Source organism: Brachybacterium halotolerans, assembly GCF_016623465.1.
Taxonomy (GTDB): Bacteria; Actinomycetota; Actinomycetes; order Actinomycetales; family Dermabacteraceae; genus Brachybacterium; species Brachybacterium halotolerans.
Genome location: NZ_JAEDAJ010000017.1, coordinates 1 through 24,454, shown reverse-complemented (window position 1 = coordinate 24,454; position 24,454 = coordinate 1). Strand labels below are relative to the sequence as shown.

The 24,454-nt window shown below is 73.2% G+C and carries 14 protein-coding genes; 5 read left to right on the top strand and 9 right to left on the bottom strand.

The window, feature by feature from the left end:
• Nucleotides 1-117: 117 nt before the first annotated feature.
• The 8 genes from I8D64_RS16480 to I8D64_RS16445 all read right to left on the bottom strand — a co-directional run bounded on the left by I8D64_RS16480 (nt 118) and on the right by I8D64_RS16445 (nt 10,435).
• Nucleotides 118-1,095, bottom strand: coding sequence for a glycosyltransferase family 2 protein (locus tag I8D64_RS16480; RefSeq protein WP_200503374.1), 978 nt, complete (start codon nt 1,093-1,095; stop codon nt 118-120).
• Complete coding sequence (locus I8D64_RS16475; protein WP_200503373.1) at nt 1,092-2,396, bottom strand: oligosaccharide flippase family protein; 1,305 nt, start codon at nt 2,394-2,396, stop codon at nt 1,092-1,094. Before I8D64_RS16475 ends, I8D64_RS16480 begins: the two co-directional genes overlap by 4 nt.
• Before the next feature lie 77 nt (nt 2,397-2,473).
• Nucleotides 2,474-3,631 (bottom strand): aminotransferase class I/II-fold pyridoxal phosphate-dependent enzyme, encoded by a 1,158-nt coding sequence (locus tag I8D64_RS16470; protein ID WP_200503372.1) that lies wholly within the window; start codon nt 3,629-3,631, stop codon nt 2,474-2,476.
• Entirely contained in the window at nt 3,628-5,676 is a 2,049-nt protein-coding gene (locus tag I8D64_RS16465) for a polysaccharide biosynthesis protein (protein WP_200503371.1), read from the bottom strand. The genes I8D64_RS16470 and I8D64_RS16465 overlap by 4 nt, the downstream gene beginning before the upstream one ends.
• Complete coding sequence (locus I8D64_RS16460; RefSeq protein WP_200503370.1) at nt 5,660-6,733, bottom strand: YveK family protein; 1,074 nt, start codon at nt 6,731-6,733, stop codon at nt 5,660-5,662. The genes I8D64_RS16465 and I8D64_RS16460 overlap by 17 nt, the downstream gene beginning before the upstream one ends.
• Nucleotides 6,730-8,016 carry a glycosyltransferase family 4 protein gene (locus I8D64_RS16455; protein WP_200503369.1) on the bottom strand — a complete coding sequence of 429 codons (1,287 nt, stop codon included), beginning with the start codon at nt 8,014-8,016 and terminating at the stop codon, nt 6,730-6,732. The genes I8D64_RS16460 and I8D64_RS16455 overlap by 4 nt, the downstream gene beginning before the upstream one ends.
• Nucleotides 8,013-9,266 (bottom strand): hypothetical protein, encoded by a 1,254-nt coding sequence (locus tag I8D64_RS16450; protein WP_200503368.1) that lies wholly within the window; start codon nt 9,264-9,266, stop codon nt 8,013-8,015. The genes I8D64_RS16455 and I8D64_RS16450 overlap by 4 nt, the downstream gene beginning before the upstream one ends.
• Nucleotides 9,263-10,435 carry a glycosyltransferase family 4 protein gene (locus I8D64_RS16445; protein ID WP_200503367.1) on the bottom strand — a complete coding sequence of 391 codons (1,173 nt, stop codon included), beginning with the start codon at nt 10,433-10,435 and terminating at the stop codon, nt 9,263-9,265. The genes I8D64_RS16450 and I8D64_RS16445 overlap by 4 nt, the downstream gene beginning before the upstream one ends.
• A 336-nt stretch (nt 10,436-10,771) precedes the next feature.
• On the opposite strand from I8D64_RS16445, the gene I8D64_RS16440 reads away from it, so the two are divergent.
• The 4 genes from I8D64_RS16440 (at nt 10,772) to I8D64_RS16425 (ending at nt 18,589) form a co-directional block, all read left to right on the top strand.
• On the top strand, nt 10,772-11,860 hold the full coding sequence (locus I8D64_RS16440; protein ID WP_200503366.1) for a glycoside hydrolase 5 family protein: 1,089 nt from the start codon (nt 10,772-10,774) through the stop codon (nt 11,858-11,860).
• A gap of 91 nt (nt 11,861-11,951) precedes the next feature.
• The gene (locus tag I8D64_RS16435) at nt 11,952-12,953 is read left to right on the top strand and encodes a methylenetetrahydrofolate reductase (protein ID WP_200503365.1); all 1,002 of its coding nucleotides are present in this window, start codon (nt 11,952-11,954) and stop codon (nt 12,951-12,953) included.
• Nucleotides 12,950-15,358, top strand: a complete 2,409-nt coding sequence (metE, locus tag I8D64_RS16430) for a 5-methyltetrahydropteroyltriglutamate--homocysteine S-methyltransferase (RefSeq protein WP_200503364.1) — start codon at nt 12,950-12,952, stop codon at nt 15,356-15,358. The genes I8D64_RS16435 and metE overlap by 4 nt, the downstream gene beginning before the upstream one ends.
• Before the next feature lie 291 nt (nt 15,359-15,649).
• Nucleotides 15,650-18,589, top strand: coding sequence for a YML083C domain-containing protein (locus I8D64_RS16425; protein WP_200503881.1), 2,940 nt, complete (start codon nt 15,650-15,652; stop codon nt 18,587-18,589).
• Nucleotides 18,590-18,803: 214 nt separating this feature from the next.
• Here I8D64_RS16425 and I8D64_RS16420 read toward each other — a convergent pair whose 3' ends face one another.
• On the bottom strand, nt 18,804-20,216 hold the full coding sequence (locus I8D64_RS16420) for an MATE family efflux transporter (protein ID WP_200503362.1): 1,413 nt from the start codon (nt 20,214-20,216) through the stop codon (nt 18,804-18,806).
• 182 nt (nt 20,217-20,398) lie between these two features.
• Between I8D64_RS16420 and I8D64_RS16415 the strand changes: the two genes are divergently transcribed.
• Nucleotides 20,399-24,397 carry an efflux RND transporter permease subunit gene (locus tag I8D64_RS16415; RefSeq protein WP_200503361.1) on the top strand — a complete coding sequence of 1,333 codons (3,999 nt, stop codon included), beginning with the start codon at nt 20,399-20,401 and terminating at the stop codon, nt 24,395-24,397.
• The last annotated feature ends 57 nt before the right edge of the window (nt 24,398-24,454 follow it).

Here is a 24,454-nt window from a genome sequence, read left to right as displayed (position 1 = left end):
GCTGGTGGGCCTTTCTCTGGGTGCGGAGCTCCGGCTGTGGAGCTCCTGGTGCGACGGGGGATGGAGGAGGAACGGGTTCTGGAGTGGGGTGAGGCGGGCGCGCCGGGGCCGGAGGGGTCAGCGCCGCCGCAGGTCCTTCACGCGGTCGTAGGCGCCGTAGGCCGCCTGGTGCAGCGGCATGGAGACCAGCGCGAGGGACCAGGAGGCGGCCTCGGAGCGGTGTCCCTCGGCGAGGAGGGCGCGCACGCCGGCGACGCTCATGCGGCTGCGGCACCACGCGCGGACCCGGCGGCGCAGGGGGGAGTCCGTCTTCTCGCGGGCCGCCGCGTGCAGCAGGTGGGTGACGACGTGCCGCTCGTGCACGGTGCGCAGCTCCGAGGCCTCGGGCTCGCCGAAGGTACGCACCAGGACCGGCTGGACCATGTCGACCAGCGCCGGGAGGTCGAAGATGCTCTCGCGGAGGCTGCCCGTGACCGAGTCGGAGTGGATGACGTACCGGTAGCAGGGCTCGTCGGTGAACGCCACCGTCCCGGCGCGGCTCAGCTCCTCGCGGGCGAAGAGGTAGTCCGCGTAGACGAGGCCCTCGTCGGCCCGCGTGACCGGGCGGCGGTAGAGGATGTGCTGGGAGAGCGGGAACTCCCCGTGGATCGCGCGCCGCAGGGCCTCGGCGCCGCTGATCGGACCCTCCGGGGGATCCCACGGGGAGACGCCCACCTGGTGGCCGTCCCGCACGTAGGCGGTGGGCGCGACGACGATGTCGGCCCCGGCGGCCTCGCCGGCGTCGAGCATCACCTCGAGGAAGCGCGGAGCGATCTGGTCGTCGGCGTCCACCCAGGTCATCCACTCGCCGCGGGCACGGTCCAGGCCCCAGTTCGTGACGCTCGGATGGCCCCCGTTCTCCGGCTTCCACTCGAGCCGCACGCGGGGGTCCGAGGAGAGATCGGAGGGGACGGGATCCTTCGTGGACCCGTCGTCGATCACGAGGACCTCGAAGTCCTCCATCGTCTGGTCGAGCACGCTCTGCAGGGCGGTGCCGACCACGGATCCGGCTTCGTAGGCGGCGATGACGACGCTGACGCGGGGCTTGTCGTTCATGAGGGATCCTCCTCAGGATCAGGGGCGGGCACTGCGCTCGCGGCGGCGCGCCGCCGCTGGACGAGGTCGCGGATGTAGAGGGCCGCCAGCAGCACCTCGGAGGCGATGAGTGCGGCCGAGGCGCCCACCGCACCCCACAGCCAGCTGGCGGGGATCAGCAGCGCCAGGTGCAGCAGGGCGCCGGTCATGGAGATGCGTCCGACGTCGCGGAAGCGATGGTTGGCCGTGGCGCGCAGCGCGAGCATCGAGCTCAGCCCCACGGGGAGCAGCGCGATGCCCATCAGCTGCATGACGGTGATCGTCGGGTCGAAGCCCTCGCCCAGGTACCACGGCACGAACCAGGGCGAGGCGACGATGAGCATGATCCCGGCGCACGTGTACGCCAGGACGATGCCCGTGCTGATCAGGCGCTGGATCGAGCGGGCGCCCGCGTCCTCGCGGGTCATCCGCGGGAGCATCGCGCCGGTGACGCCGTACATCACGCCGCGGGCCGCGTTGCTGAAGCGCTCGCCGGCGCCGAAGAACGCGACCTGACGGGAGGTCGAGAGGACGCCCAGCACCACGGTGTTCACGGTGCTCATCAGCAGGAACGCGACGCTCGAGATGAACAGGGGCCAGGAGTCCCGGATGGTCCCGCTCACTCCCGCCCAGCGGGGGACGACCCAGTGCGCCTCCTTCCACACGACCCGCAGCATGAACCAGCCGACGAGAGCGGAGAGGGCGAAGGGGAACTGCTGCCACAGCATCGCGAGGACCATGTCGTCCGCGGAGTTCACCGTGAGCAGCAGCAGGCCCAGCGAGATCAGGCGGGAGACCGCCGTGAGCAGTGCGAACTCCTTGACCCGCCCGGTGCCCTGCAGGAACCAGCTGGGGTACATCTCGCCGAGTCCGATGAGGAGCAGGCCCACGGCGTACATCAGCCACCGCTCCCGCAGCCCGGGGACGATCAGCACCGTGGACATCAGCACGAGCGTGCAGGCCGTCCAGATGAGCAGTTTGGCCGCGAGGGTCTCGGCCGCCACGCGGGAGCGCTCGGCGGTGGACGCCGAGACGGCGATGCTGCGCAGCGAGGACTGGTCGAAGCCGAAGTCGACGACGCTCTTGACGATCTGCAGGACCGCCAGGGCGAACATCAGGTGGCCGAGCTCCGAGGCCCCCATCACCCGCCCCAGGTACGGGAGCGAGACCAGCGGGTAGGCGAACGAGGCGAGGTAGCCCAGGCCGATGGCGAGCACGTCCGTGCTCACGCGCTTCGCGGAATCGGGCTTGCCGCGGCCCGGAGGGTCGGCCTGTTCTGGCATGTCGCCGCTCCTCGCCGTGTCGGGCCTGCTGGTCTCCGGTGGCCCGACGGACGGATCGGAGGTTCGGGAATCCTGCATCAGACGGCTGCCGACCGCGCGGGACGCGCGGGCACCGTCGCGCGGATGCGCTCGCAGACCTCGGCGATGTCGTCGGCGGAGGACGCGGGCGAGCTCGGGAGGCTGAGGCCGGTGCGGTACAGGCGCTCGGCGACCCCCGTGATCGTGCGGGGGAACGCGGACTCGTCGGCGAAGACCGGCTGCAGATGCATCGGCTTGAAGACGGGCCGCGACTCGATGTCGTGGGCGGCGAGGGCCTCGCCGATGCCCGCGGTGTCGATCCCCGCGACCTGCTCGTCGACGACGATCGAGGTCAGCCAGGCGTTGCTGCCGGGATCGCCGCCGCCGAGCACGGTGATGCCCGGGAGATCGGCGGCCATCTGCTCGTACGCCGCACGGTGCGCGCGGCGGACCGCGCAGAACTCGTCCAGCCGCTCCAGCTGCGCGAGCCCGATCGCGGCCAGGATGTTCGAGAGCCGGTAGTTCGTGCCGACCTCCTCGTGCTGGTAGTACGGGACGGGCTCGCGGGCCTGCGTGGCGAGCTTGCGGGCGTGGTCGGCGAGGGCGTCGTCGTCCGTGACCACGGCGCCGCCGGAGGAGGCCGTGATGATCTTGTTGCCGTTGAACGAGAGCGCCGCGGTGATGCCCTCGCTCCCGGCCGGGCGGCCCTCGCGCACCGAACCCAGGGACTCCGCCGCATCGACGACGAGCTGCGCGCCGTGGGCGCGCGCGATCTCGCCGAGCCTCCCGTGGTCGGCGATCCGGCCGTAGAGGTCGACGGGCACGACGGCCCGCACGCGGGCGCCGCGCGACTCCGCCTCCGTGAGCGCCTGCTCGACGAGGGCCGGGTCGAGGACGCCGGTCTCGTCGCAGTCCACGAACCAGGGTGTCGCCCCGCAGGCGACGATGCCGCTGGCCGTGGCGATGAAGGTCAGCGAGGGGCAGATCACGAGGTCGCCCGGGCCCACGCCGGCCACGCGCAGGGCCAGGTGCATCGCGGCCGTCCCCGAGGAGAGGGCCACGGCGCGGCGCCTCCCGGTGCGCTCGGCGAGCGCGGCCTCGAAGGCGTCGAGCTGCGGCCCGGCGGGGGCGATCCAGCCCGAGTCCACGGCCTCCAGCAGCAGCTCGCGCTCGCGCGTGCCGATCGTGGGCACCGACAGGGGGATGCGTGCGGTCACTTCGTCATCTCCTGGGGTCCATCGGCGCTCGTCGCCGCGGCGATCTGCGGGGTGCGCGCGGTCGCGGGGGTCTCGGGCACCGCGACCTGCGCGCCCGCGGGCCCGGGCGCCGGCGCGGGCGCGGGCGCCGGCTCAGGCGCGCGCGCCGTCGTGCCGGCGTCGGCGTCGGGCGGAACGACGGGCGACCCCTCGACGACCTGGTGCAGGTCGTTCTCGGCGAGCACCTGCGTGTAGAAGGCGTCGATGGCGCTCTCGGGCGCCGCCGGCGCGGGCAGGGCGCCCTCGGCGATCGGCTCGTTGCGCACGTGCCACACGCGCCCGCTGCGGGTGAGAACAGTGTTCTCGTCGGGCGTGAAGAGCTCCTCGGCGAGCTTCTCCCCGGGGCGCAGGCCCGTGAAGACGATCTCGCAGGAGACCCCGGCGAGGGAGATCATGCGCCGGGCGATGTCCACGATCTTCACCGGCTCGCCCATCTCGAGCACGAGGGTCTCGCCGCTGCGGCCCACGGAGAGCGCGAACAGCACCAGCTGGCACGCCTCGGGGATCGTCATGAAGTAGCGGGTGACGTCCTTGTGCGTGACGGTGACGGGGCCGCCGTTGCGGATCTGCTGGCCGAAGGCGGGGATCGCGGAGCCCCGCGACCCGATCACGTTGCCGAAGCGCACGCTCACGTAGCGGCGACCGGTGCGGTCGGCGGCGTCGGTGGTGAGGCCCTCGGCGACCCGCTTGGAGGCGCCGAGGATCGACGTGGGGCGCGCGGCCTTGTCGGTCGAGACGTTCACGAAGCGCTCCACGCCGTGCTGCTCCGCGGCGTCGATGACGTTGCGGCTGCCGTGCACGTTGGTCTTCCATCCCTCGGCGGGGAAGCGCTCGAGCATCGGCAGGTGCTTGAGCGCGGCCGCGTGGAAGACGACCTCCGGGCGGTGCTCGGTGAAGACCGCGTCGAGGGCCTCGCGGTCGCGGATGTCCGCGAGCACGTACTCGGGCTGGTCGAGCAGGGCGCTGCCCTGCAGGGACATCGAGAGAGCGTGCAGCGCGGACTCGTCGCGATCGAGCATGACCAGGGCCACGGGCTCGAGCTTCTTGATCTGGCGGCACAGCTCGGACCCGATCGAGCCGCCGGCACCGGTGACCAGCACTCGTCGGCCCGCGATCACCTCGCGCGCGGCGGAGGTGTCCGGGGGAGTGATCGGGCGGCCCACCAGGTCCTCCACGTCCAGATCGACCAGTCGGCCGATGCTGTCGCGCGTGAGCATCTCGCTGAACGTCGGGACCGTCCGCACCCAGCGGGCGCTCGTGTCGACCTGATCGGCCAGGCGGGAGAACAGATCGGAGTCGGCCTCGGAGATCGCGACGATCGCGCCGTCGGCCCCGGTCTCGTCCAGGACCCGGGCCAGGTCCATGGTGCGGCCCCGCACGGGGACGCCGCGGACCACCATGGCGCGCTTGGCGAGGTCATCGTCCACGAGCGCGACGGGGCGGTACTTGCTGTGCTTGTCGCTGAGCAGGTGGTCGATGAGCGAGGCGCCGAGGATCCCGGCGCCCACGATGACCACGTCCTGCGCATCGCGCGGCGCGCGCTCGCGGTCGAAGGCCATGCGGAGCGCCTGGCGGGCGCCGATCATGAGCACCAGGGCCGCGAGCCAGGCCAGCAGGACGCCGCCGAAGAAGCGGTCGCCGGCGAAGGCGAGGGAGCCCAGGGCCGCCGCGATCGCCGAGATGGCCGAGGCCAGCGCGACGGTGCGCAGCTCGCCGACGGAGCCGACGATGTACCGGTGCCGGTACACGCCCAGCAGCGCACCGGCGATGAACTGCACGGCGATCGAGACCAGGGCGAGGACGAGCGCCGGGACGAGCACGACGCCCGGCAGCAGCAGATCGGCCACCAGCCAGCCGAGCGCCCACATCACCAGATCGCACGCGCCCAGCACGAGCGCCACCACCCACGGGGTGTTGCGCTCGATCCCCGCCTGCGTGAACCGGCGGGGCCAGAGCGTGGTGCCCCGGTTCTGCTCGTCCTCGAGTGCTTCAGATGCGCCTGCCATCGTTCTCTTCCCCCTCGTGCGGCAGTTCCCCCGCCGCCTCGTGCTTCTCCGATTCCCCGACCTCGTCGAGGCGCTCTTCCGACCCGTCCGCGAGCATCACCACTCCGTCGAGCCGCTTCCCCCTCCAACGGGCCATCGCGGCCCCCCGTGCGAACCTGCTGACCCGGGCGCCGGCCGCGCCGACCAGGATCGTCGCCTCGTCGTCCCCCATCGCGACGAGGACGTCGGCGTCGGCGTCGAGGTCGATCGTGCGCACGGCGAGGCCCTCCTCCGAGAGCCCCTCCGCGAGCCGGCCGACGGGTGCGCCGTCGATGCCGAGCAGCGTCGTCCGTGCTCCGGGCGCCCCGTCCAGGCCGTGGATCGCGCCGGCGAGCCCCTGCAGCGTGCGGGGGCGCCCCTGCTCCGCGGCCTCCGCGGCGAGCCCGTGCTCGGAGGAGCCGAGGACGGCGAGGACGGGCGCCTCGGCGGCGTCCGCGGCGTCGTCGATCCGGCGCGGGCGCCGGTCGCGGCCGTTCAGCGCCAGCGCGGCGACGAGCCCCGCCAGCAGGCCGACGACCAGGCCGATCGGCGCGATGATCACCGGGTTGGGCGAGGACGGGCTGGAGGGGACGGCCGGCTTGAGCACGACCGACGCGGACACCCCCTTGTCCTTGCCGTCGCCGATGTTCTCCGACAGCGCGGTCGCCGCGGCGGAGGAGAGCCTCTGCGCGGTCGCCGGATCCTCGTCCTCGGCGGTGACCTCGATGATCGAGGTGTTCTCCGGGGAGGTCACGGACACGGACGACGCCACGTCGGCGGCGGCCATCCTCTCGCCCATGAGCTTCGAGATCTTCGTGACGGTGCTGTCGGCCGTGGCGAGCTCGAGGTACGTGGGGAGGTTCTGCGTGACCTCCGCGGACTGCGCGGCGTCCGCCTCGACCAGGATCTGGCCCTTGGACTCGTAGGAGTGCGGCAGGGCGGCGTTCACGATCAGTCCGCCGATCAGTCCGATGACGGCGCCCGCGGCGAGCAGCCACCAGCGCTCGCGCAGGGTCCTCCAGAGGGCGGCTGTGGTCATGAGCGGACTCCTTCTTCGTGTGCTGTGTCGGGCCTCGGGGCGGGGGGAGCCCCCGTGGCGTCCTCCACGTGCTCGGCGGCTTCGCCGGCGCCGGGCACGCGCGTGTCGAGGGGAGGGCGGACACCCAATGCACGATATGCGTCGAGTGTCCGCTTCGCCAGATCTGCGAGGTCGAACTCCTGGGTGATCCGGGCGGTGGCGGCCTCGCCCATCCGCCGACGCGCCGGGGCGTCGGCCGCGAGGGACGCGAGGGCGCGGAACAGCCCGTCGGCCGTCCCGTCGAGGACCCCGTTCTCGCCGTCCACGAGGATGTCGGTGACGCCGGTGACGGGATGGGCGACGCAGGGGATGCCCATCGCCTGGGCCTCGAGGAGCGCGATCGGCATCCCCTCGCCGGCGGAGGTGAAGAGCATGAGGTCGGCCTCGGCGAGCTCCGCGCGCAGCCGGGCGGGGGAGAGCCACCCCGTGACCTCGACCCCCTCCCCGAGGAGCTGGCGCTCGCCGTCGCCCAGCCAGCGGAAACGCGCCACGGGCAGGGCGCTGTCCCCGGTGCGGCGCTCCTGCTCCCACCGGCGTGCGATCTCGCCGAAGACGTCGGGGCGCTTCTGCGGGGCGACGCGTCCCACGTGCACGATGCGCAGGGGGCCGTGCCCGGTCCGTCGCGACGCGGGGCGGGCGAGCGCCGCGGCGTCCACGCTGTTGCGCAGCACCGCGGTGCGGACGCCGCGCAGGGAGCGGCGGGCGAGGCGCTCCTCGGAGCCGGAGACGAGCGCGAGGCGCGGGCCGAGGACCGCGCCGATCTGCTCCAGCCCCCGCAGGACGGCGACCGACGACGCCGAGGCGTCCGAGCGGTCGAAGGCGAAGGAATGCGGGCTGTAGACCGCGCGGCTCCGATGGCCCGTCACCAGGGCCGCGGCGCGCCCCAGCATCCCCGCCCGCGAGGAGTGCAGGTGCACGAGGTCGACCCGGCGGCGGGCGAGCAGCGCGAGGATCCCCACGGCGAACGCGGGGACCGCCGTGCGGTGGCTGCGGGAGAGGCGGATGACGCGGACGTGTCCATCCATCATCGCGGCGATCTCCTCCCGGGAGGGGGAGTCGGCGCGGGGGACGTAGGCGAAGGCGACGTCGAACCCCGGGAGTGCGGCCGTGGCCTTGGCGATCGCGGTCGCGGCGGCGAGCACGCCCGAGCTCGAGGCGTCGGTCGCGTGCAGGACGCGCACAGGGGCGCCAGGACCGGGGGCGCCGTCAGGAACGGCGCTGTCGGGAGCGGTGCGGGGGGTCATGGGGTCCCTCCGATCTGAGAGGTCACGGGTGGGGCGGACGGCCGGGGGCGGTGCGCGCGGACGGGCGGACGGTGCCGCGCCGAGCGCTCCTGCCGTCGTGCGGCGCGCGCACCGGGGAAGAGCGCGGCGGCCGCGTGCGAGCGGTCGGTCCCGCTCGGCAGCGCGGCGAGGACCAGCGGGAGCATCGGCGTCAGATGCTTGAGATAGGAGCCGTAGTCGGGCTCGAAGATCGCCTGCACCACGAGCAGCGCGAGCAGCAGCGACACGGCCCGAGCGGTGCGCACGCCGCTGCCCTGGGACGCGCCGGGGGTCCCGATCGGGGCGGCGCCGGGACGGGCGGGATCCGCGCCCCACCGGGCTCCGCCGGCGCGGGATGCGCGGCCCGTCGTGATGAGCTCGCCCCTGACGACGGGACGCAGGGCGACGGCCCAGATCGCCATGATCAGCAGGGCGCTGACCGCGTAGTACGGCGTGCCGGTCGATCCCAGCGGGACCGGGATGACGAGGAAGACCAGGGCGATGAGGGCCGAGAGCACGCCGAGCGGGCCGGTGGCGTCCGGGAACGCCGAGTCGATGACGGTGGCGACGTCCGCGTTCGCCTGCTGCTCGTTCGACCAGGTGCGCATCCCCTCGAGGGTCTGCCCGAGCGCGATCTGGAACGCGGGCTGCAGGAGCGCGTAGACGAGAGCCAGCGCGGCGACGATCACCAGCGGGTTGCGAGTGCGCGAGAGCAGGATCCGCCACCCCAGGTAGAGGACGGCGATGAGCAGCCAGTACGGCCGCAGCGTCGCGCCGTAGGCGACGCAGAGCAGCGGGACCGCGAGGTCCCAGCGGCGTCCGCGGGGCAGGAGGAGCACCAGGAGGACAAGTAGGAGCGTCACGTGCTCCTTGGAGTACTGGGCGAGGTACACGGCCGCCAGGCCGAGGGAGGCGGCGACCGCGGCGAGGCCGACGAGCGAGAGGTCGCGGATGCGCGTCCACCCGATCGCCGCGAACATGGCGGCGATGAACAGGGCGATGCCCAGCATCGCGGCCAGGGACTGCTGGTCGCCCAGGCCGAGCGCCGTGTAGATCGCGGCCACGCGCCGGAACGACTGGGCGTCGCCCAGAATGGGCCCGTGGATGGAGTGGTCGATGTGGCCGCCGTCGAGCACGAACTGCTCCGGCACGATCGACCGCATGACGGGAGCGGCGAGCAGCGCCGCGCCGGCCATGAGCACGACGGCGATCTGGTTCCCGAGGCCCCTCATCGTGCGCCCGTCCCTCGCCGCGGGGCCGCGCCGGATCCCGGCCGCTCGGTTCCCGCGAGCCGGCGGCAGGCCTGCACGAAGGCCTCGGCCATGTCCGTGCTCGATGCGCTGTGGCGTGACCGCGCGCGGGTGCCCATCGCCTCGAAGGCCTCGGGGTCCTGGGCGAGGGCGATGAGCCGCTCGGCGGCGGAATCGGTGTCCTCGCCCACGAGCAGGGCGTCGACGCCGTCGGCGGTGTCCGTGGCGAGTTCGCCGACGGGCGTGAGGGCGCAGACCATGCCGGCGGAGAGCGCCTCGTGGGCGGACATGGCGTACCCCTCGAAGTCCGAGAGCTGCACGAACACGTGCGCGGCGGCGGCGAGGGCGCCGATCTCCTCGCGCGCGCTCGCGCCGTGACGCGTGATGCGATCTCGGAGCCCGTAGGACGCGGCGAGGGCCAGGGCGCTCTCGAGCGCTCCGTCGTCCGGCCCGATCAGATCGAGCCGGGCGCCGCCGGGCCAGAGGGCATCCGCGCGGCCGAGGAGCTCGACGATGCGGTCCAGGCGCTTGGACGGAGCCAGGCGCCCCCAGAACACGAGGCGCAGCGGCTCGTCCGTCCGCGGTGCCCTGCGCGGGACGTCGTCGGAGAAGATCGGCGAGGCGCGGGGGTGCACGAGCACGTGGGGGACGCTCGTCCCCGCGCGGGCCAGTGCGGGTCGCACCACGTTCTCGTACGCCGAGGCGGAGTCCACCAGCACCATGTCCGTGCGGGGGATCGCCCAGCGGTGCACGGCCCGGTCGAAGCGGTTGGTGAAGCGGGAGCTGTGCACCCAGACGGCCCATCGGCCGCCGGAGAGCCTGCGGGCCAGGGCGCCCAGCGCGACGACCCGCCAGAGCGAGGTCACGGTGACCTGCGGGCGCAGGCGACGGGCCTCCCGGAGGAGTCGGAGCGCGGAGAGGGGCGAGTTCACGCCGGTGCCCTCGACGTCGGCGACCAGGGCCTCCTGGCCCTCCGGCGCGCCCGCGAGGGAGGCCACGCGGTATCGCACGTCGGCCGCGAGAGGCTCCGGGGTGCGGAGCGCCGCCTGCAGGTGCGCGGCGATCGCCTCGACGCCGCCGACCGTGGTGTCGTGGATCAGGTGCAGGACGCGCACGTCTGCCGGGGCGCGCTCGACGGAGCGTGCGTGCATGTCATTCCCCCTGGACAGCAGTCGTCGACGGCGTTGATGCGCTGCACGTCCCCCGCAGCGCCGGGCGTCGGCGCGTCGATGACCCGCCGGTAACTGCCCCGAATGACCAGAATCCACCCTTCTGTCCGATTCGCGAAGACATTGTGCGGCGGGTCACGGGTCCCGGGGGTGGGGTCGCCGCGGCGAGGAGGGGCGGCGCGGGGGACGGGCCGACTGTCGTGCAGCGGATCGGACGCCGGGCATCGCGCGCTGCCGGACGGCCCCGGCCGCGATCCGCCCGCCCGTCTATCCTGGAACGGTGCTCGCTTTCGTGATCGCCGCGTCCCGGATCGCACCATGACCCCCAGGAGCTCGCCTGGTCAGGCCCCTGTCGGCGCCGACATCGACACCGACGTCGGCGCGGCCCTTCCGGGCGCGCTCCCCTCGAGGCGACGGGTCGTGGGCGCGGCGGCCGTGGGGGCCGGGGTGCTCCTGACGGCCTCGGGCTCGGCCCGCGCGGAGCCCGCCGTGCCGCTGGGCCGGTTCGGCGTCACGATCGCCGGTTCCCGCGACGGCGGGCTGGGCATGGCGCGCGAGCTCGATCTCGCGACCGAGCTCGGGCTGGGCTGGGTCCGCTTCGGCGTCGACACCGAGTCCGTGCTGCGCTCGTGGGGCGATGCGGAGCGTCCCGTGGAGATGGACGAGAAGGGGCTCGAGGCGCTCGCGCGCGACGTCTCCGATGCGCGGAAGCGCGGACTCCAGGTCTGCCTGCTGCTCGTGGACGCGCGCACGGGCGACGATGTCGACGAGTCCGTGTTCCTGCGGCGCATGCGCGAGTACTGGGACGCCATCGCCCGGGCGGTCGGCGACCAGTCGTACGTGTGGCAGGTCTTCAACGAGCCCGACGGCTGGGATCCCCGCTCGACGGAGCCGCTCGAGGGCGAGGCGACGGCCGACTACCTCGCGTTCCTCGCGCGCGCCCTCGGCGATGCGCAGGCGGCCCTGCACCGGCATGCGCCCCACGGACGGGTGACGACGAACCTGTACGGATACCCGGTGGACGACGCCCGGGAGCGCCGCTGGAGGGAGATCTTCGACGTCATCGCGCCGAGCCTGGACGTGCTGACCGTCGACGCGTATCCCGACCTGGACGCCGCGGCGCTCGACGCCCTGCCGGCCCGCGCGAAGCGGCTGGCCGATCGGTACGGCGCCTCGATGATGATCGGCGAGATCGGCCTGCCCACGGGTGACGACCGGTTCGACGAGGCGGACCAGGCGGACGCGTACGCGCGGTACGTGAAGGTCCTCGACGATCCCGCGCTGCTGGCCTCCTTCTTCTACGAGCTCCGCTCCACCGACGGCAGCGGGTTCGGGATCCTGCAGGAGGACGGCAGCCCGAAGCCTGCGTTCACAGTCCTCCGCCGCGCGGCCTCGCAGAAGGACTGACCGGCCCGCTCACCAGGCCTTCCGTGAGACCGGGTTCACACACGGTCACCGTCCTTCGGGGCCGCCCGCTCCCTCCCGTAGCTTCCCGGGCATGACAGCGCCCACGACCCTGCCCGAGCTCGAGCGCACGGTGGCATCCCGTCGAAGGCCCGCGCTCAGCTACGAGCTGTTCCCGGCGCGCACCGACACCACCTTCGAGCGACTGCGCGACACCATCGCCCAGCTCGAGACCACCGCGCCCGACTACGTCTCCGTCACCAGCCGCACCGGCCAGCGGAACCTCGCGCGCGTCCTCGAGCTCACCGACCACGTGCTGCGCGAGACCGATCTGCGGCCCCTCGTGCACGTGACCTCGATCGGCTCGAGCCGGGCCGAGCTGCGCACCGTCGTCGAGGCCCTCCTGGACCGCGGGGTGCGCGGCATCCTCGCCCTGCGCGGGGACCAGGAGGAGGGGCACGACCTCGAGGACGACGAGATCCCCTTCGCCCGTCCGCTCGTGGACCTCATCCGCGAGGTCGAGCGCGAGCGCACGGCGGCTCTGGCCGGAGGACGCGTGAGCGTGGGCGTGGCCGCCTATCCGCACCGCCACCCCGAGTCGCCCACCTCCCAGCACGATCTGGAGGTGCTGCTGTCCAAGGAGCGCGCGGGCGCGGACTTCGCGATCACGCAGGTCTTCTTCGACCCCGCCGAGTACTGCGCACTGATCGCGAAGGCCCGCGACGCCGGCCTGCGGATGCCCGTGATCCCCGGTTTCGTGCCCGCCACGAACCCGCGCCGGCTCGAGCGCCTCGGCGAGCTCTCCGGCGTGCCGCTCCCGCGCGACCTCATGCACTCGCTGGAGACCGCGCGCGACGAGTCCGAGCAGCGGCGCATCGGCGTGCGCTGGACGGTCGACCTCATCACCCGCGTCCTGGACGCCGGCGCCCCCGGACTGCACCTGTTCACCTTCAACCGCCACGCCGAGTCCCTCGACGTGCTCGAATTCCTCGACCTGGACCGCTGGTCCGACCCGACCGCACCCTCCCCGACCACATCCGGCCCGACCGCACCCGGCCCGACCACAATCGACCCGACCACTGGAGATGCCCGATGACGAACGCTCCCCGCACCCCGGACGCCGCCCGCGCCCCGCTGCCCGCCGCTACGCCCGTCGGCTACCCGCGCATCGGCCCCGACCGCGAGCTCAAGAAGGCCGAGGAGGCCTACTGGTCCGGTCGCATCGACCGCGCCGAGTTCGCACGGCGCACCCGCGCGCTGCGCGACGAGACCCGCGCCCGCCTCGCCGAGCTCGGCCTCACCGGCCCCGCCGCGATCCCCGAGACGTTCTCCCTCTACGACCAGGTGCTCGACGCCGCGCTCGCCGTCGGCATCGTCCCGGACCGCTTCGCCGACGTCCTCGGGGCCGACGGCGCGAGCTCGGCCGACGGATCGGGCTCGGCCGACGGGACGATCGACCTCGACGGGTACTTCGCCCTGGCCCGCGGCACGGCAGAGCAGCCGCCGCTCGAGATGACCAAGTGGTTCGACACGAACTATCACTACCTGGTCCCGGAGATCGGCCCCGACACCGACCTGCACATCGCATCGACCCAGGTCATCGACCTGTTCCGCGAGAGCCTCGAGGGCGGTGCCGACGCCGCCGCGCGACCGGTCCTCGTCGGCCCCCTGACCCTGCTCCTGCTCGCCAAGGCGCAGGACGGCGCACCGGCGGGCTTCGACCCTCTGGACCGCCTGGACGACGTCGTCGCCGTCTACGCCGAGCTGCTGGCCCGCCTCCACGAGGCAGGCGCGACCTGGGTGCAGCTCGACGAGCCCGCGCTCGCCGCCGACCAGCGCATCGACCCGCAGGGCCTCGCCGCGCTGCTCGAGCGCGCCGAGGGCCGCCTGGCGTCGGCCGAGGACCGTCCGCAGATCCTCGTCACCACCCCCTACGGCGGCATCGGCGACCTGCTGCCCGGCCTGCTCGCCACGGGCATCGAGGCCGTCCACCTCGACCTCACGCGCGGCGAGATCCCGAGCGCCACGCAGCTCGCGGGCGTCGGCCGCACCGTGATCGCCGCCGGCCTCGTCGAGGGCCGCTCCGTGTGGCGCACCGAGCTGCCCACGGCCGCCGCCCGTCTCGCCCTGCTGCGCGAGCGCGTGGCCGAGGCCGGCGGGGACCCCGGCGCCGTCGTCGTCTCGACCTCGGTGTCCCTCCAGCACGTCCCGCACACCCTCGAGCGCGAGACCGATCTGCCCGCCGACCTGCGGGCGACCCTCGCCTTCGCCGACGAGAAGATCGCCGAGATCGTGGCCCTCGCGGGCTCCTCCGTCGCCCCCGGCTCCGTCGACGGGCCCCGCTCCGTGCCGCGCGATTTCGCGGGCGTGCGCCGCAACGATGTGCGCGAGCGCACCGCGGGCCTGACCGCGGCGGACCTCGAGCGCTCCGCCTTCGAGGTGCGCGGCGCCGCCCAGCAGTCGCGGCTCGGCCTGCCCGTGCTGCCTACCACCACCATCGGCTCCTTCCCGCAGGTCGCGGGCGTGCGCAGGGCACGCGCCGACCACCGTGCCGGGCGCATCGACGACGCCGCCTACGAGAAGGCGATGCGCGAGGAGATCCGCTGCGTCGTCGCGCTGCAGGAGGAGCTGGGCCTGGACGTCCTGGTGCACGGCGAGCCCGAGCGCAACGACATGGTCCAGTACTTCGCCGAGCACCTCGACGGCTTCGCGACCACCGCGCACGGCTGGGTGCAGTCCTACGGCTCGCGCTGCACGCGCCCGTCGATCCTCTTCGGCGACGTGTCGCGTCCCGCGCCGATCACCGTGGGCTGGTCGACCTTCGCCCAGTCGCTCACCGACAAGCCGGTCAAGGGCATGCTCACCGGTCCCGTGACGATCCTCGCCTGGTCGTTCGTGCGCGACGACCAGAGCCTCGGCGAGACCGCCGACCAGGTCGCCCTCGCGCTGCGCGACGAGATCACGGACCTCGAGGCGGCCGGCATCGGCATCGTCCAGGTCGACGAGCCCGCGCTGCGCGAGCTGCTGCCGCTGCGCGCCTCCGACCAGGACGACTACCTGCGCTGGTCCGTCGACTCCTTCCGCCTCGCCACCTCCGGCGCGGCCGACGCCACCCAGATCCACACCCACCTCTGCTACTCGGAGTTCAACGAGGTCGTCGACGCGATCGACGCCCTGGGGGCCGACGTCACCAGCATCGAGGCCGCCCGATCGCGCGGCGAGATCCTCGAGGCCCTCGATCCCGAGCGCTTCTCCCGCGGCATCGGCCCGGGCGTCTGGGACATCCACTCCCCGCGCGTGCCCGCCACCGAGGAGATCCGCTCCCAGCTCTCGGCCGCGCTCGACCGCGTGGGGGAGGGGCGGCTGTGGGCGAACCCCGACTGCGGGCTCAAGACCCGCGGCTACGAGGAGACCACCGAGAGCCTCCGGCACCTCGTCGAGGCCGCGCGCACTGTCCGCGAGCGGGCGGCGCGGGAGGGAGCGGGTCTGCCGGTCGGCTGACGGGGCGGGCCGCGCGGTCGCCCGAAGATCGAGCGTCCGATATGCGGTCGCCCGAAGATCGAGCGCCGGGAGATCGGGTGCCCGGAATTCGTGCGCCCCGGGATTGGGCGCCCGGAAATCGGGCGTCCGCACGTCGGGATTTCCCTGGATCTGTGGGTGGGCGGGGCTAATCTGAGAACAGGGTGAAGATCTCCCGCACGGACCCTGATCATCGGCTCCTCATGGTGGGCGCGAGCGGTGCGGGCGGGATCCGATCCTGCACACCACGGATCAGCACGAGGGGACCTTCCGATGACGACGCCCGATGACGGCACGTCCGCGCCCGACGGCACGACGCCGTCCGCGCAGCCGCCTGAGCACACCGCCGCGAACCCGCCCGAGGGCGAGCAGCGCACCACCGACTATTCGTACGGCTCGTACGGCTCGTACGGGCAGGACCCGACCCGGTCCGCCGACGGCCCGGCGGGCACCGACCAGCAGCAGGCCTCGGCCTCCGCCGGATCGCCGGCACCCGCCTCACCCGTCGGAGCGGCGCCCGGGCAGGAGTCGCCCGCGGCCCCCGCCCAGGGGTCGCCGTCGGCCCCGGGCCAGGGATCGCCCGCGGCCGCCGGGCCGCAGGCGATGCCGACCGCCTCGTCGTCGATGAGCACGGAGCAGGTGGTCGCGACGCTGCGGGGAGCGGGGCTGGAGAGCCCCCTGCGGTCGCTCGCGGTGGGCGGCGTCGCCTATGTCGGCGCGCTCCTCACCTCGCTGGTCGCGGTGCTGCTCTCGGCGGCGGCGATGGCTGTGGGAGCCGCGGGCACCGGGGAGGTCGGCGACGAGCTGGACTCCGCGGGCATCGACCCCGAGGGCGCGCTGAGCGGGATCGCGATGATCGTGCGCATGCCGTTCCAGCTGGTCGCGATGGCATCCTTCGGCTCCTGGGGGACGCACGCGGAGTTCGAGGGGGTCGCCCTGCGGGCCTCCGTGCGGCTGCTCCCGTTCGTCGTCACGCTCGTGATGGTGCTGCTGGCCTTCTACGGAGGCCGCTTCGTCCAGCGCGGACGCAGCACGGGGCTCCTCGGCATCTGGGTCAGCGCGCTGATCACGGGCATCGCCACCGCACTGTTCACGGTGCTCGCGGCCCTCGTCCTCGCCCAGCCCGTCCCGCTCGACGAGGGCTTCTCCCTGCGTGTGCACGCCGCGGGCTTCGATGCGTTCTTCGGCTCGCTGCTGCTGATCACCCTCGCGATCGGGCTCGGCCGGATGAGCCGGCGCGCACGCTGGGCCTGGTGGCCGCTGGTCGCGGACCTGCCGGCCGCTGCGAAGCTCGCCGTCGTCCACGCGCTCGTCATCGGCATCGCACTCGGGGTCCTCGGCGCCATCGGCACCACGATCCAGGCGCTCGCGGACGGGAAGCAGCCGCCGGTCTTCGTGCTCGTGCTCCTGCTGCCGCTGCTCGGCGGCCAGATGATCGCGGCGCTCACCGGGCTGCCGCTGCTGTCCTCGCTCACGGCGAAGGCGAACGCTCCCGACCTCCTCGGCGAGTTCCTGCCGTCCTCGAGCTTCACAGGCCGCGCTACGGTCTTCGACCTGCCCTGGTACGCGTGGCTGATCACGATCCTGGTGGGGATCGGCGTGCTGCTGGTGGTCTCGCTGCCGTGGAACCACGGCCGGCGCATCGTGCCCGGGAACATCATCGCCCTCGTCGTCTCCTGGGCCGCGCTCCCTGTGGTCTACTTCGCCGGCGGGATCGTGCTGCTCGTGCTGGCACGGGTCTCCGTGTCCGTCGGTGTGGAGGGCGGATTCTTCGGCGGCGGCGAGCAGATGTCCGGCTCCGTCGGCCTCGCCTGGTGGACGCCGTTCCTCGCGCTGCTGGCCGGGGTGATCGTCGAGGTGCTCTCGCGGTTCTTCGCCCCGCTGCTGGTCCCCGTTCTGTCGCGCCGCGCGCTCTCCTGGTTCCGCCGGCCCCTGGCGCCTGCCGACGCGTCTGCCGGCGCCAACGGCCCCGGCAGCCCGGCGACGGGAGTCGCCGAGGGAACCGCGACCGGTGCCCCGACCGGTGTTCCGGCCGGCGCCCCGTTCGGGAGTGCCGCGCTCGGCGGTGGTGCAGCGACCGGGCTCGCCGCTGGTGCAGCGACCGGCCTCGCCGGCGGTGCCGCCGCCGGCGGCGCGACGACCGTGGACATGTCGGGATCGGCGCCCGGGACCCAGGAACGACGCCCGCTCTCGAAGAAGGCGCGGCGCCGCCTCATCGCCGGGTTCGCCGGAGCCGGCGCGATCTGCGTCCTGGTCGTCGGCCTCGTCATCGCGTACAACGTGATCGCCCGGACCGTCTACGCACCGGAGAAGAGCGTGGACGCCTACCTCTCCGCCCTCGAGGACGGCTCGGCCTCGCAGGCGTCCGAGCTGGCGCCCGCGAACGTGCCCACCGCTCAGCAGGTGCTGCTGACCGATGAGATCGCAGGCGCGGCGGCGCAGCGTCCGGACTCCCACGAGATCACGGCCACCGACCGGCAGGACGACGGATCCGCGCAGGTCACCGCACGCATCACGCAGGATGGCGTCACCAGCGAGCGGACCTTCACGGTCGAGCGCGCGGGCCGCTCCGCCGTCGTCTTCCCGTCGTGGCGGCTGGGCGCCGTCGAGTACTCGACGCTCCGGCTCGTGGTCGACCAGGGCACGTCCACGATCCTCGTGAACGATCAGGAGGTCGACGTCTCCGACCTGGACCTGTCGCCGGGCTACGTGGACCTGCCGGCGCTGCCCGGCACGTACACCGTGTCGCTGCCCGCCGCCTCCGATCTCGTCACCGTGACGGACAGCGAGGTGCCGGTGCTCGTCGAGCCGAGCGGCGACGAGGACACCTACGCGAGCCCCTTCTACCAGCTCTCCGAGGCAGGTCTGAAGGAGGTCCAGAAGCAGGTGAACGCCAGGATCGACGAGTGCGCCACGAGCAAGGACGCCGCTCCCGAGGACTGCCCCTTCGAGGCGTACGTCTACGACCAGGTGGACGACTCCGGCTCGTGGAAGATCGAGGACTACCCGACGGTCACCGTCGAGGAGGAGGACGGCTGGTACTTCTCGACCGGGTACGAGGACGCCGGCTCCGCCGTCTACTCATACAAGCAGGAGCCGTTCCTGGACGACGAGAAGCCGACCGACGAGACGAGCGACAGCTCGATCACGGTCTCGGGCGCGGTCACCGTGGACGACGACGGGAAGCTCTCCGTCCAGTACAGCGAGTACTGAGCCCCCGCGGTCCGTCGGCCCGCAGGCCCGCCAGCCCGTCGGCCCGTCGGCCCCGGCCCCTGCGCCTGACGATGACCAGGATCTATGACAGGAACGGCCCGTTCCTGTCATAGATCCTGGTCATCGTCGCGTGTTCCCGCAGGGCACGTGGGGCACGGCGGGGTCCTCGGTGCGCGCCGCGCACCGTGCGCGCCCGCGCCGGATCCGTGCCGCCCTACGCCCCCGTGCGCATCCAGGCGTCCCCGCGCACGCGGACCCCGAGGGCGACGGCGCGGGCGACCATGAACAGCAGGTTCGTGGCGCCCCAGAGGGCGGCCAGTCCCAGCGGACCCGCCGGCGCCCAGAACCAGACGACGATCGCGCCGGGCATCACGGCGAGCATCGTGAGCATCCCCGCGCGGGCCAGGTAAGGGGCGTCGCCCGCGCCCATGAGGACGCCGTCGAGCACGAACACGTAGCCCGCGACGGGCTGGGCGATGACCAGCACCCACAGCGCCGCGCGCAGGCTCTCCTGCACGGCCGGGTCGGGGCTGAACCAGGACGGCACCACGTAGCTCGCCGCGAGCAGCACCACACCGACCACGGCCCCGCCGCCCACGCCCCACCGGGTGAGGCGGCTGGTCACGGCGTGGACCGTCGTGGTATCGGCCGCGCCCAGGTGTCTGCCGGTGAGGGCCTGGCCAGCGATCGCCAGAGCGTCGAGCGCGAGGGACAGCAGCATGAAAACAGTGCTCGCGAGCTGGTGGGCGGCCAGCTGCACCGCGCCGAGCCGCGCCGCGACGAGCACGGTGACGAGGGTGACGATGCGCAGGCTCAGCGTGCGCACGAGCATCGGGAAGGACTCGCGGCCGGTCGCGGCGACCGAGCCCAGATGCGGCCGCAGCGCCACGCCCTCGCGCCGCGCATGGCGCACCACCACGCCCAGCAGCACACCGGCCATCAGCCACTGGCTGATCACCGTGCCCGTCGCGCTGCCGGCGATCCCCAGGCCCAGGCCGAAGATCAGCACGGCGTTCAGGGGGATGTTCAGCAGCGCTCCGCCCACGGCCACGACGAGCGGGAGGCGCGCGTCCTGGAGCCCTCGGATCAGGCCCGTGGTCGCCTGCACCGAGAGCATCGCGGGCAGGCCGAGCGCGGAGATCCGCAGGTAGACGGCGGCCTCGGCGGTGACGTCGGCCCCCGCCCCGAACAGCGGGAGCAGCACCGGGCCTCCGACCACCAGCAGGAGCAGGCAGCCCGCGCCGATCATCAGGGCGAGCCAGGCGGCGTCGACCCCGCGGGCGATGGCCTCGCGCATGCGCCCCGCGCCGACGGCCCGCGCGACCGCCGCGGTCGTCGAGTAGGCGAGGAACACGGAGAGTCCGACGACCGTCGTCAGCACGGTCGAGGCGAGGCCGAGCCCGGCCAGCGACGTCGTCGAGACCCGCGCGATGAACGCGGAGTCGGTGATGACGAACAGCGGCTCGGCGATGAGCGCGCCCAGCGAGGGCAGCGCGAGGCGCAGGATCTCGCGGTCGACCGAGCGCCGCGCCGCCGCGGGCGAGGGCTCGGGCGGCCGCGCGGGGGAGGAGTCGCGCGAGGAGGCGGAGGAGGAGTCGGGGGGAAGATCAGGCGAGGGGTCGGGCACGCATCCATCGTGCCAGGGGCCGCAGGGTCGACGGGCGGGGCGCGGATCACACCCGATGCTCCGACCTTCGGCTGATGCTCGGGATGTCCGACCTGTGGTCGAATGCCCGAGGATGGCCGCCTCGCGTCGGCCGAGTCCGCACGCCCCGCTCGACCGTCCCGGCCCATCGGCCCAGGAGACTCATGAACCGTCTGGCCAAGCTCAGCCTGAACAATCGCCCGTTCATCGCGCTGGTCTGCATCGCCGTCTCGATCATCGGGATCTTCGCGATGACGACCATGCGTCAGGAGCTGATCCCCTCCGTCTCGCTCCCGCAGATCCAGGTGATGACCACCTCGCCGGGGGCCTCCTCGGAGCAGGTGCAGAAGCAGATCAGCAAGCCCGTCGAACAGGCGGTCACCGGCATCGAGGACGTCGAGAAGACCTCGTCGTCCTCCCAGGCGGGCGTCTCGGTGGTGACCGTCGAGCTCACCTACGGCACCGACACCGCACGCGCGACCAACCAGGTCGACGCCGCGATCGGGCGCATCGACGACCAGCTGCCCGAGGGCGCGGACCCGCAGGTCATCTCCGGCGGCACGAGCGATCTGCCGGCCGTGGTGCTGTCGGTCTCCTCCGATCTGAACCCGTCCGAGCTCGCCGACCGCCTCGACACGAGCGTCACCCCGGAGCTCGAGCGCGTGGACGGCGTCTCCTCCGTCGCGGTGATCGGTGCGCCCGAGAAGATCGTGCGCATCACGCCCGACGAGGACGAGATGAAGAAGCGCGGCCTCACCGACGACGACATCTCCACGGCGCTCGACGCGAACGGCCTCTCCCTGCCCGGCGGCAGCGTGACCGACAAGAAGCAGAGCATCGACGTGGTCATCGGCCACGAGATGACCAGCATCGACGACCTCAAGGGCATGGTCGTCATGCCCAGTTCGCAGGGTGCGTCCTCCGGCTCGTCGGACTCCTCCGGTGCCTCCGGCGGATCGGCCGACGGGTCGAGCGACGGCGCGTCCGGCGGCGACGCCGCAGGCCAGTCGGGTCAGCAGGGTCAGGCGGGCCAGCAGGGCCAGGCGGGCGCCGACCAGGGCGCCGCGACCGACCAGGGCCAGTCGGGCCAGGACCAGTCGGGTCAGCAGGGCCAGTCGGGCCAGGCTGGCCAGCAGGGTCAGCAGGAGGTCAGCACCCTGGGCGACGTCGCGAAGGTCGAGGAGACCACCGAGGATCCCACCTCGATCTCCCGCACCAACGGCCGCGAGTCGCTCGTGATGATGGTGACCGCGACCTCGGACGGCAACGTCGTGGACATCTCCAAGGATGTCTCCTCCAAGCTCGACAGCACTCTGGCCGAGGTCGGCGGCGACGCGAAGAGCGACGTGGTCTTCGACCAGGCGCCGTTCATCCGCGAGTCGATCGTGTCCCTCGCCGAGGAGGGTCTGCTGGGCCTGGTCATGGCCGTCGGCGTGATCCTGCTGTTCCTGCGGCGCCTGCGTCCGACGCTCGTCACCGCGATCTCGATCCCGACCTCGCTGCTCATCGCGTTCATCGGCATGCTCGTCACGGGCTACACGCTGAACATGCTGACCCTGGCGGCGCTCACGATCTCCATCGGCCGCGTGGTCGACGACTCGATCGTGGTCATCGAGAACATCACCAGACACCTGGCCTACGGCAAGACCCGCAGACGGGCGATCCTGGACGCGGTCAAGGAGGTCGCGGGCGCGATCACCGCCTCGACGCTCGCGACCGTGGTGGTGTTCCTGCCGATCGCGATCGTCGCCGGCATGGCCGGGGAGCTGTTCCGACCGTTCGCCCTCACCGTCGCGATCGCGATGCTCAGCTCGCTGCTGGTCGCGCTCACGATCGTTCCGGTGCTCGCGTACTGGTTCCTGCGCCCGCCCAAGAAGCAGCCGGTGCCGGATGATCCGGACGACGAGGCGCAGGTCGCGAAGGTGCGCGAGGCCGCCGAGGCGCGCGAGGAGCGCACCTGGCTCCACCGCCTCTACGCGCCCGTGCTGCGCCTGACCCTGAACTCGCTGCCGCGGCGCCTGATCACGGTCGCCGTCGCGATCCTCGTGCTCGTGGGCACCGTGTTCCTCACGCCGCTGCTGAAGATCAACTTCCTCGGCGACACCGGGCAGAACATCGCCTCGATCACCCAGACCCTCCCCGCCGGGACGAGCCTGGCGGACTCCTCGAAGAAGGCGAAGGACTCCGAGAAGGCCCTCATGGATCTCGACGGCGTCGAGACCGTGCAGACCACGATCGGCTCCGGCGGCGACGGCGGCGGCTTCAGCGCCGGAGGCGGCGGGGAGAACGAGATCAGCTTCTCGATCACCACCGACGCCGACTCCGACCAGCAGGCGCTGCAGACGAAGATGGTCCGAACCCTGCAGGACCTCCCCGACCCCGGGGACGTTGAGGCGGCCGACATGACGTCGGCGACCGGCTCCAGCACCGTGGACATCCAGATCACGGGGCCCACGGCCGAGGACCGCAAGAAGGCGAACGACGCCATCCTCGACCAGCTCGACCCGGCCCCCAGCGGCGTCAAGGAGGTCACGAGCGACCTCGAGGGCGACCAGCCCACCGCCGTGGTGACCGTCGACCGCAAGAAGGCCGCCGAGAAGGGCCTCACCGAGCAGACCGTCGTCGGCCTGGTCGCCCAGAAGATGAACCCCGGCTCCGTCGGCACCATCACCCTGGACGACGAGGACCTCGACATCTACGTCGAGCAGAAGGACGACGTCACCACGCTCAAGAAGCTCAAGGACCTCGACCTCGCCGAGGGCCTGCCGCTCACGGACGTCGCGAAGGTCAGCGAGGAGGAGTCCCGGCCTTCGATCGCGACGCAGGACAACGTCGAGACGGTCACCGTCTCCCTCGCCCCGACCTCGAGCGACAACGTCGGCGCGGTCTCCCAGGCGGCGCAGAAGGCGATCGACGACGCGGACCTGCCCAGCGGTGTGAAGGCATCGCTCGGCGGCTCGGCCTCGGACATCGACGAGACGTTCGGCCAGCTGGGCATCGCGATGCTCGCGGCGATCCTGCTGGTGTACGTGCTGCTGGTGTGGATCTTCAAGTCCCTCGTGCAGCCGCTCGTGCTGCTGGTGTCGATCCCGTTCGCGGCGACCGGCGCGCTGGGTCTGCTGGTCCTCACCGGCGTCCCGCTGGGGCTGCCCTCGATGATCGGCCTGCTGATGCTGGTCGGCATCGTGGTCACCAACGCGATCGTGCTCATCGACCTGGTCAACCAGTACCGGCGCGGGGGCATGGCCCTGGACGAGGCGATCCATGTGGGCGCCGCCAAGCGTCTGCGGCCGATCCTCATGACCGCGGCGGCGACGATCTTCGCGCTGCTGCCGATGGCCTTCGGCATCACCGGCAAGGGCGGCTTCATCTCCCAGCCGCTGGCCGTGGTCGTGATCGGCGGCCTGGTCACGTCGACCCTGCTCACCCTGGTGATCGTGCCGGTGCTCTACCGGCTCACCGAGGGCCCGGGCGAGCGTCGCCGCCTGCGTCGCGAGGCCGCCGAGCGCGATCGTCGCGAGACGGCGGAGCGCGACGCCCAGGCCAAGCGCGAGGCGCAGTCCAAGGAGCTCGGCGAGCGCGCGGCGGCCGCGGCGGCTGCGCCCGCGGCGTCGGGCGCGACGACGGGCGCGGCGGGTGCGCCCGCGGCGTCTGCGCCCGCGGCGTCGGGCACGGCGGCGGAAACGGCGTCGGAAGCGGCGTCGGGCTCGTCGGGTCCTGAGTCCCCGTCGTCCGGGCCGGGCACCGCGACGGATGATCCTGGGGCGGCGGCCGATACTGCGGCCTCGGCCCCGGCGGCGTCCACTCGGTCGGCCGGCGTCCCGGCGGCAGCGGGCTCGGCATCTGCGCCGGTCTCCCCGGCCTCGCCGGCCGAGGCGCCCGCCGGCGCCGCGACGGAGGGGGCGGCCGACGGCACATCGCCGGAGGGGGCGGCCGACGGTGCCTCACCGAGCGCCGACGCGTCGTCCGGTTCCGACACCTCGGCCAACTCGCACCGGGCTCCCGGCCCCGCGCACACGGCTCCCTCAGGGGAGAGCGGTGCGCACGCCGCCGGCCGTGGCGGCGCAGATGAGAGTCGCGCGGAGTCCGGGTCGGCCGGAGCCCGACGCTCGTCGGGACGCGGCGGTCCGCTGCGCAGGATCCGGAACCGCTTCCGCCGCTGAGCGGGGAAGGCCCCGCCGCGAGGCGGCCGGTCCCGCCGCGGGGCGGGTGCGGGTCGA

Excerpts from the sequence above, each read along its gene's own strand:
- I8D64_RS16475 (WP_200503373.1), bottom strand. The coding sequence starts at position 2,396 with ATGCCAGAACAGGCCGACCCTCCGGGCCGCGGCAAGCCCGATTCCGCG.
- I8D64_RS16440 (WP_200503366.1), top strand. The coding sequence starts at position 10,772 with ATGACCCCCAGGAGCTCGCCTGGTCAGGCCCCTGTCGGCGCCGACATC.
- metE (WP_200503364.1), top strand. The coding sequence starts at position 12,950 with ATGACGAACGCTCCCCGCACCCCGGACGCCGCCCGCGCCCCGCTGCCC.
- I8D64_RS16465 (WP_200503371.1), bottom strand. The coding sequence starts at position 5,676 with ATGGCAGGCGCATCTGAAGCACTCGAGGACGAGCAGAACCGGGGCACC.
- I8D64_RS16455 (WP_200503369.1), bottom strand. The coding sequence starts at position 8,016 with ATGACCCCCCGCACCGCTCCCGACAGCGCCGTTCCTGACGGCGCCCCC.
- I8D64_RS16450 (WP_200503368.1), bottom strand. The coding sequence starts at position 9,266 with ATGAGGGGCCTCGGGAACCAGATCGCCGTCGTGCTCATGGCCGGCGCG.
- I8D64_RS16415 (WP_200503361.1), top strand. The coding sequence starts at position 20,399 with ATGAACCGTCTGGCCAAGCTCAGCCTGAACAATCGCCCGTTCATCGCG.
- I8D64_RS16460 (WP_200503370.1), bottom strand. The coding sequence starts at position 6,733 with ATGACCACAGCCGCCCTCTGGAGGACCCTGCGCGAGCGCTGGTGGCTG.
- I8D64_RS16480 (WP_200503374.1), bottom strand. The coding sequence starts at position 1,095 with ATGAACGACAAGCCCCGCGTCAGCGTCGTCATCGCCGCCTACGAAGCC.
- I8D64_RS16425 (WP_200503881.1), top strand. The coding sequence starts at position 15,650 with ATGACGACGCCCGATGACGGCACGTCCGCGCCCGACGGCACGACGCCG.
- I8D64_RS16445 (WP_200503367.1), bottom strand. The coding sequence starts at position 10,435 with ATGCACGCACGCTCCGTCGAGCGCGCCCCGGCAGACGTGCGCGTCCTG.
- I8D64_RS16435 (WP_200503365.1), top strand. The coding sequence starts at position 11,952 with ATGACAGCGCCCACGACCCTGCCCGAGCTCGAGCGCACGGTGGCATCC.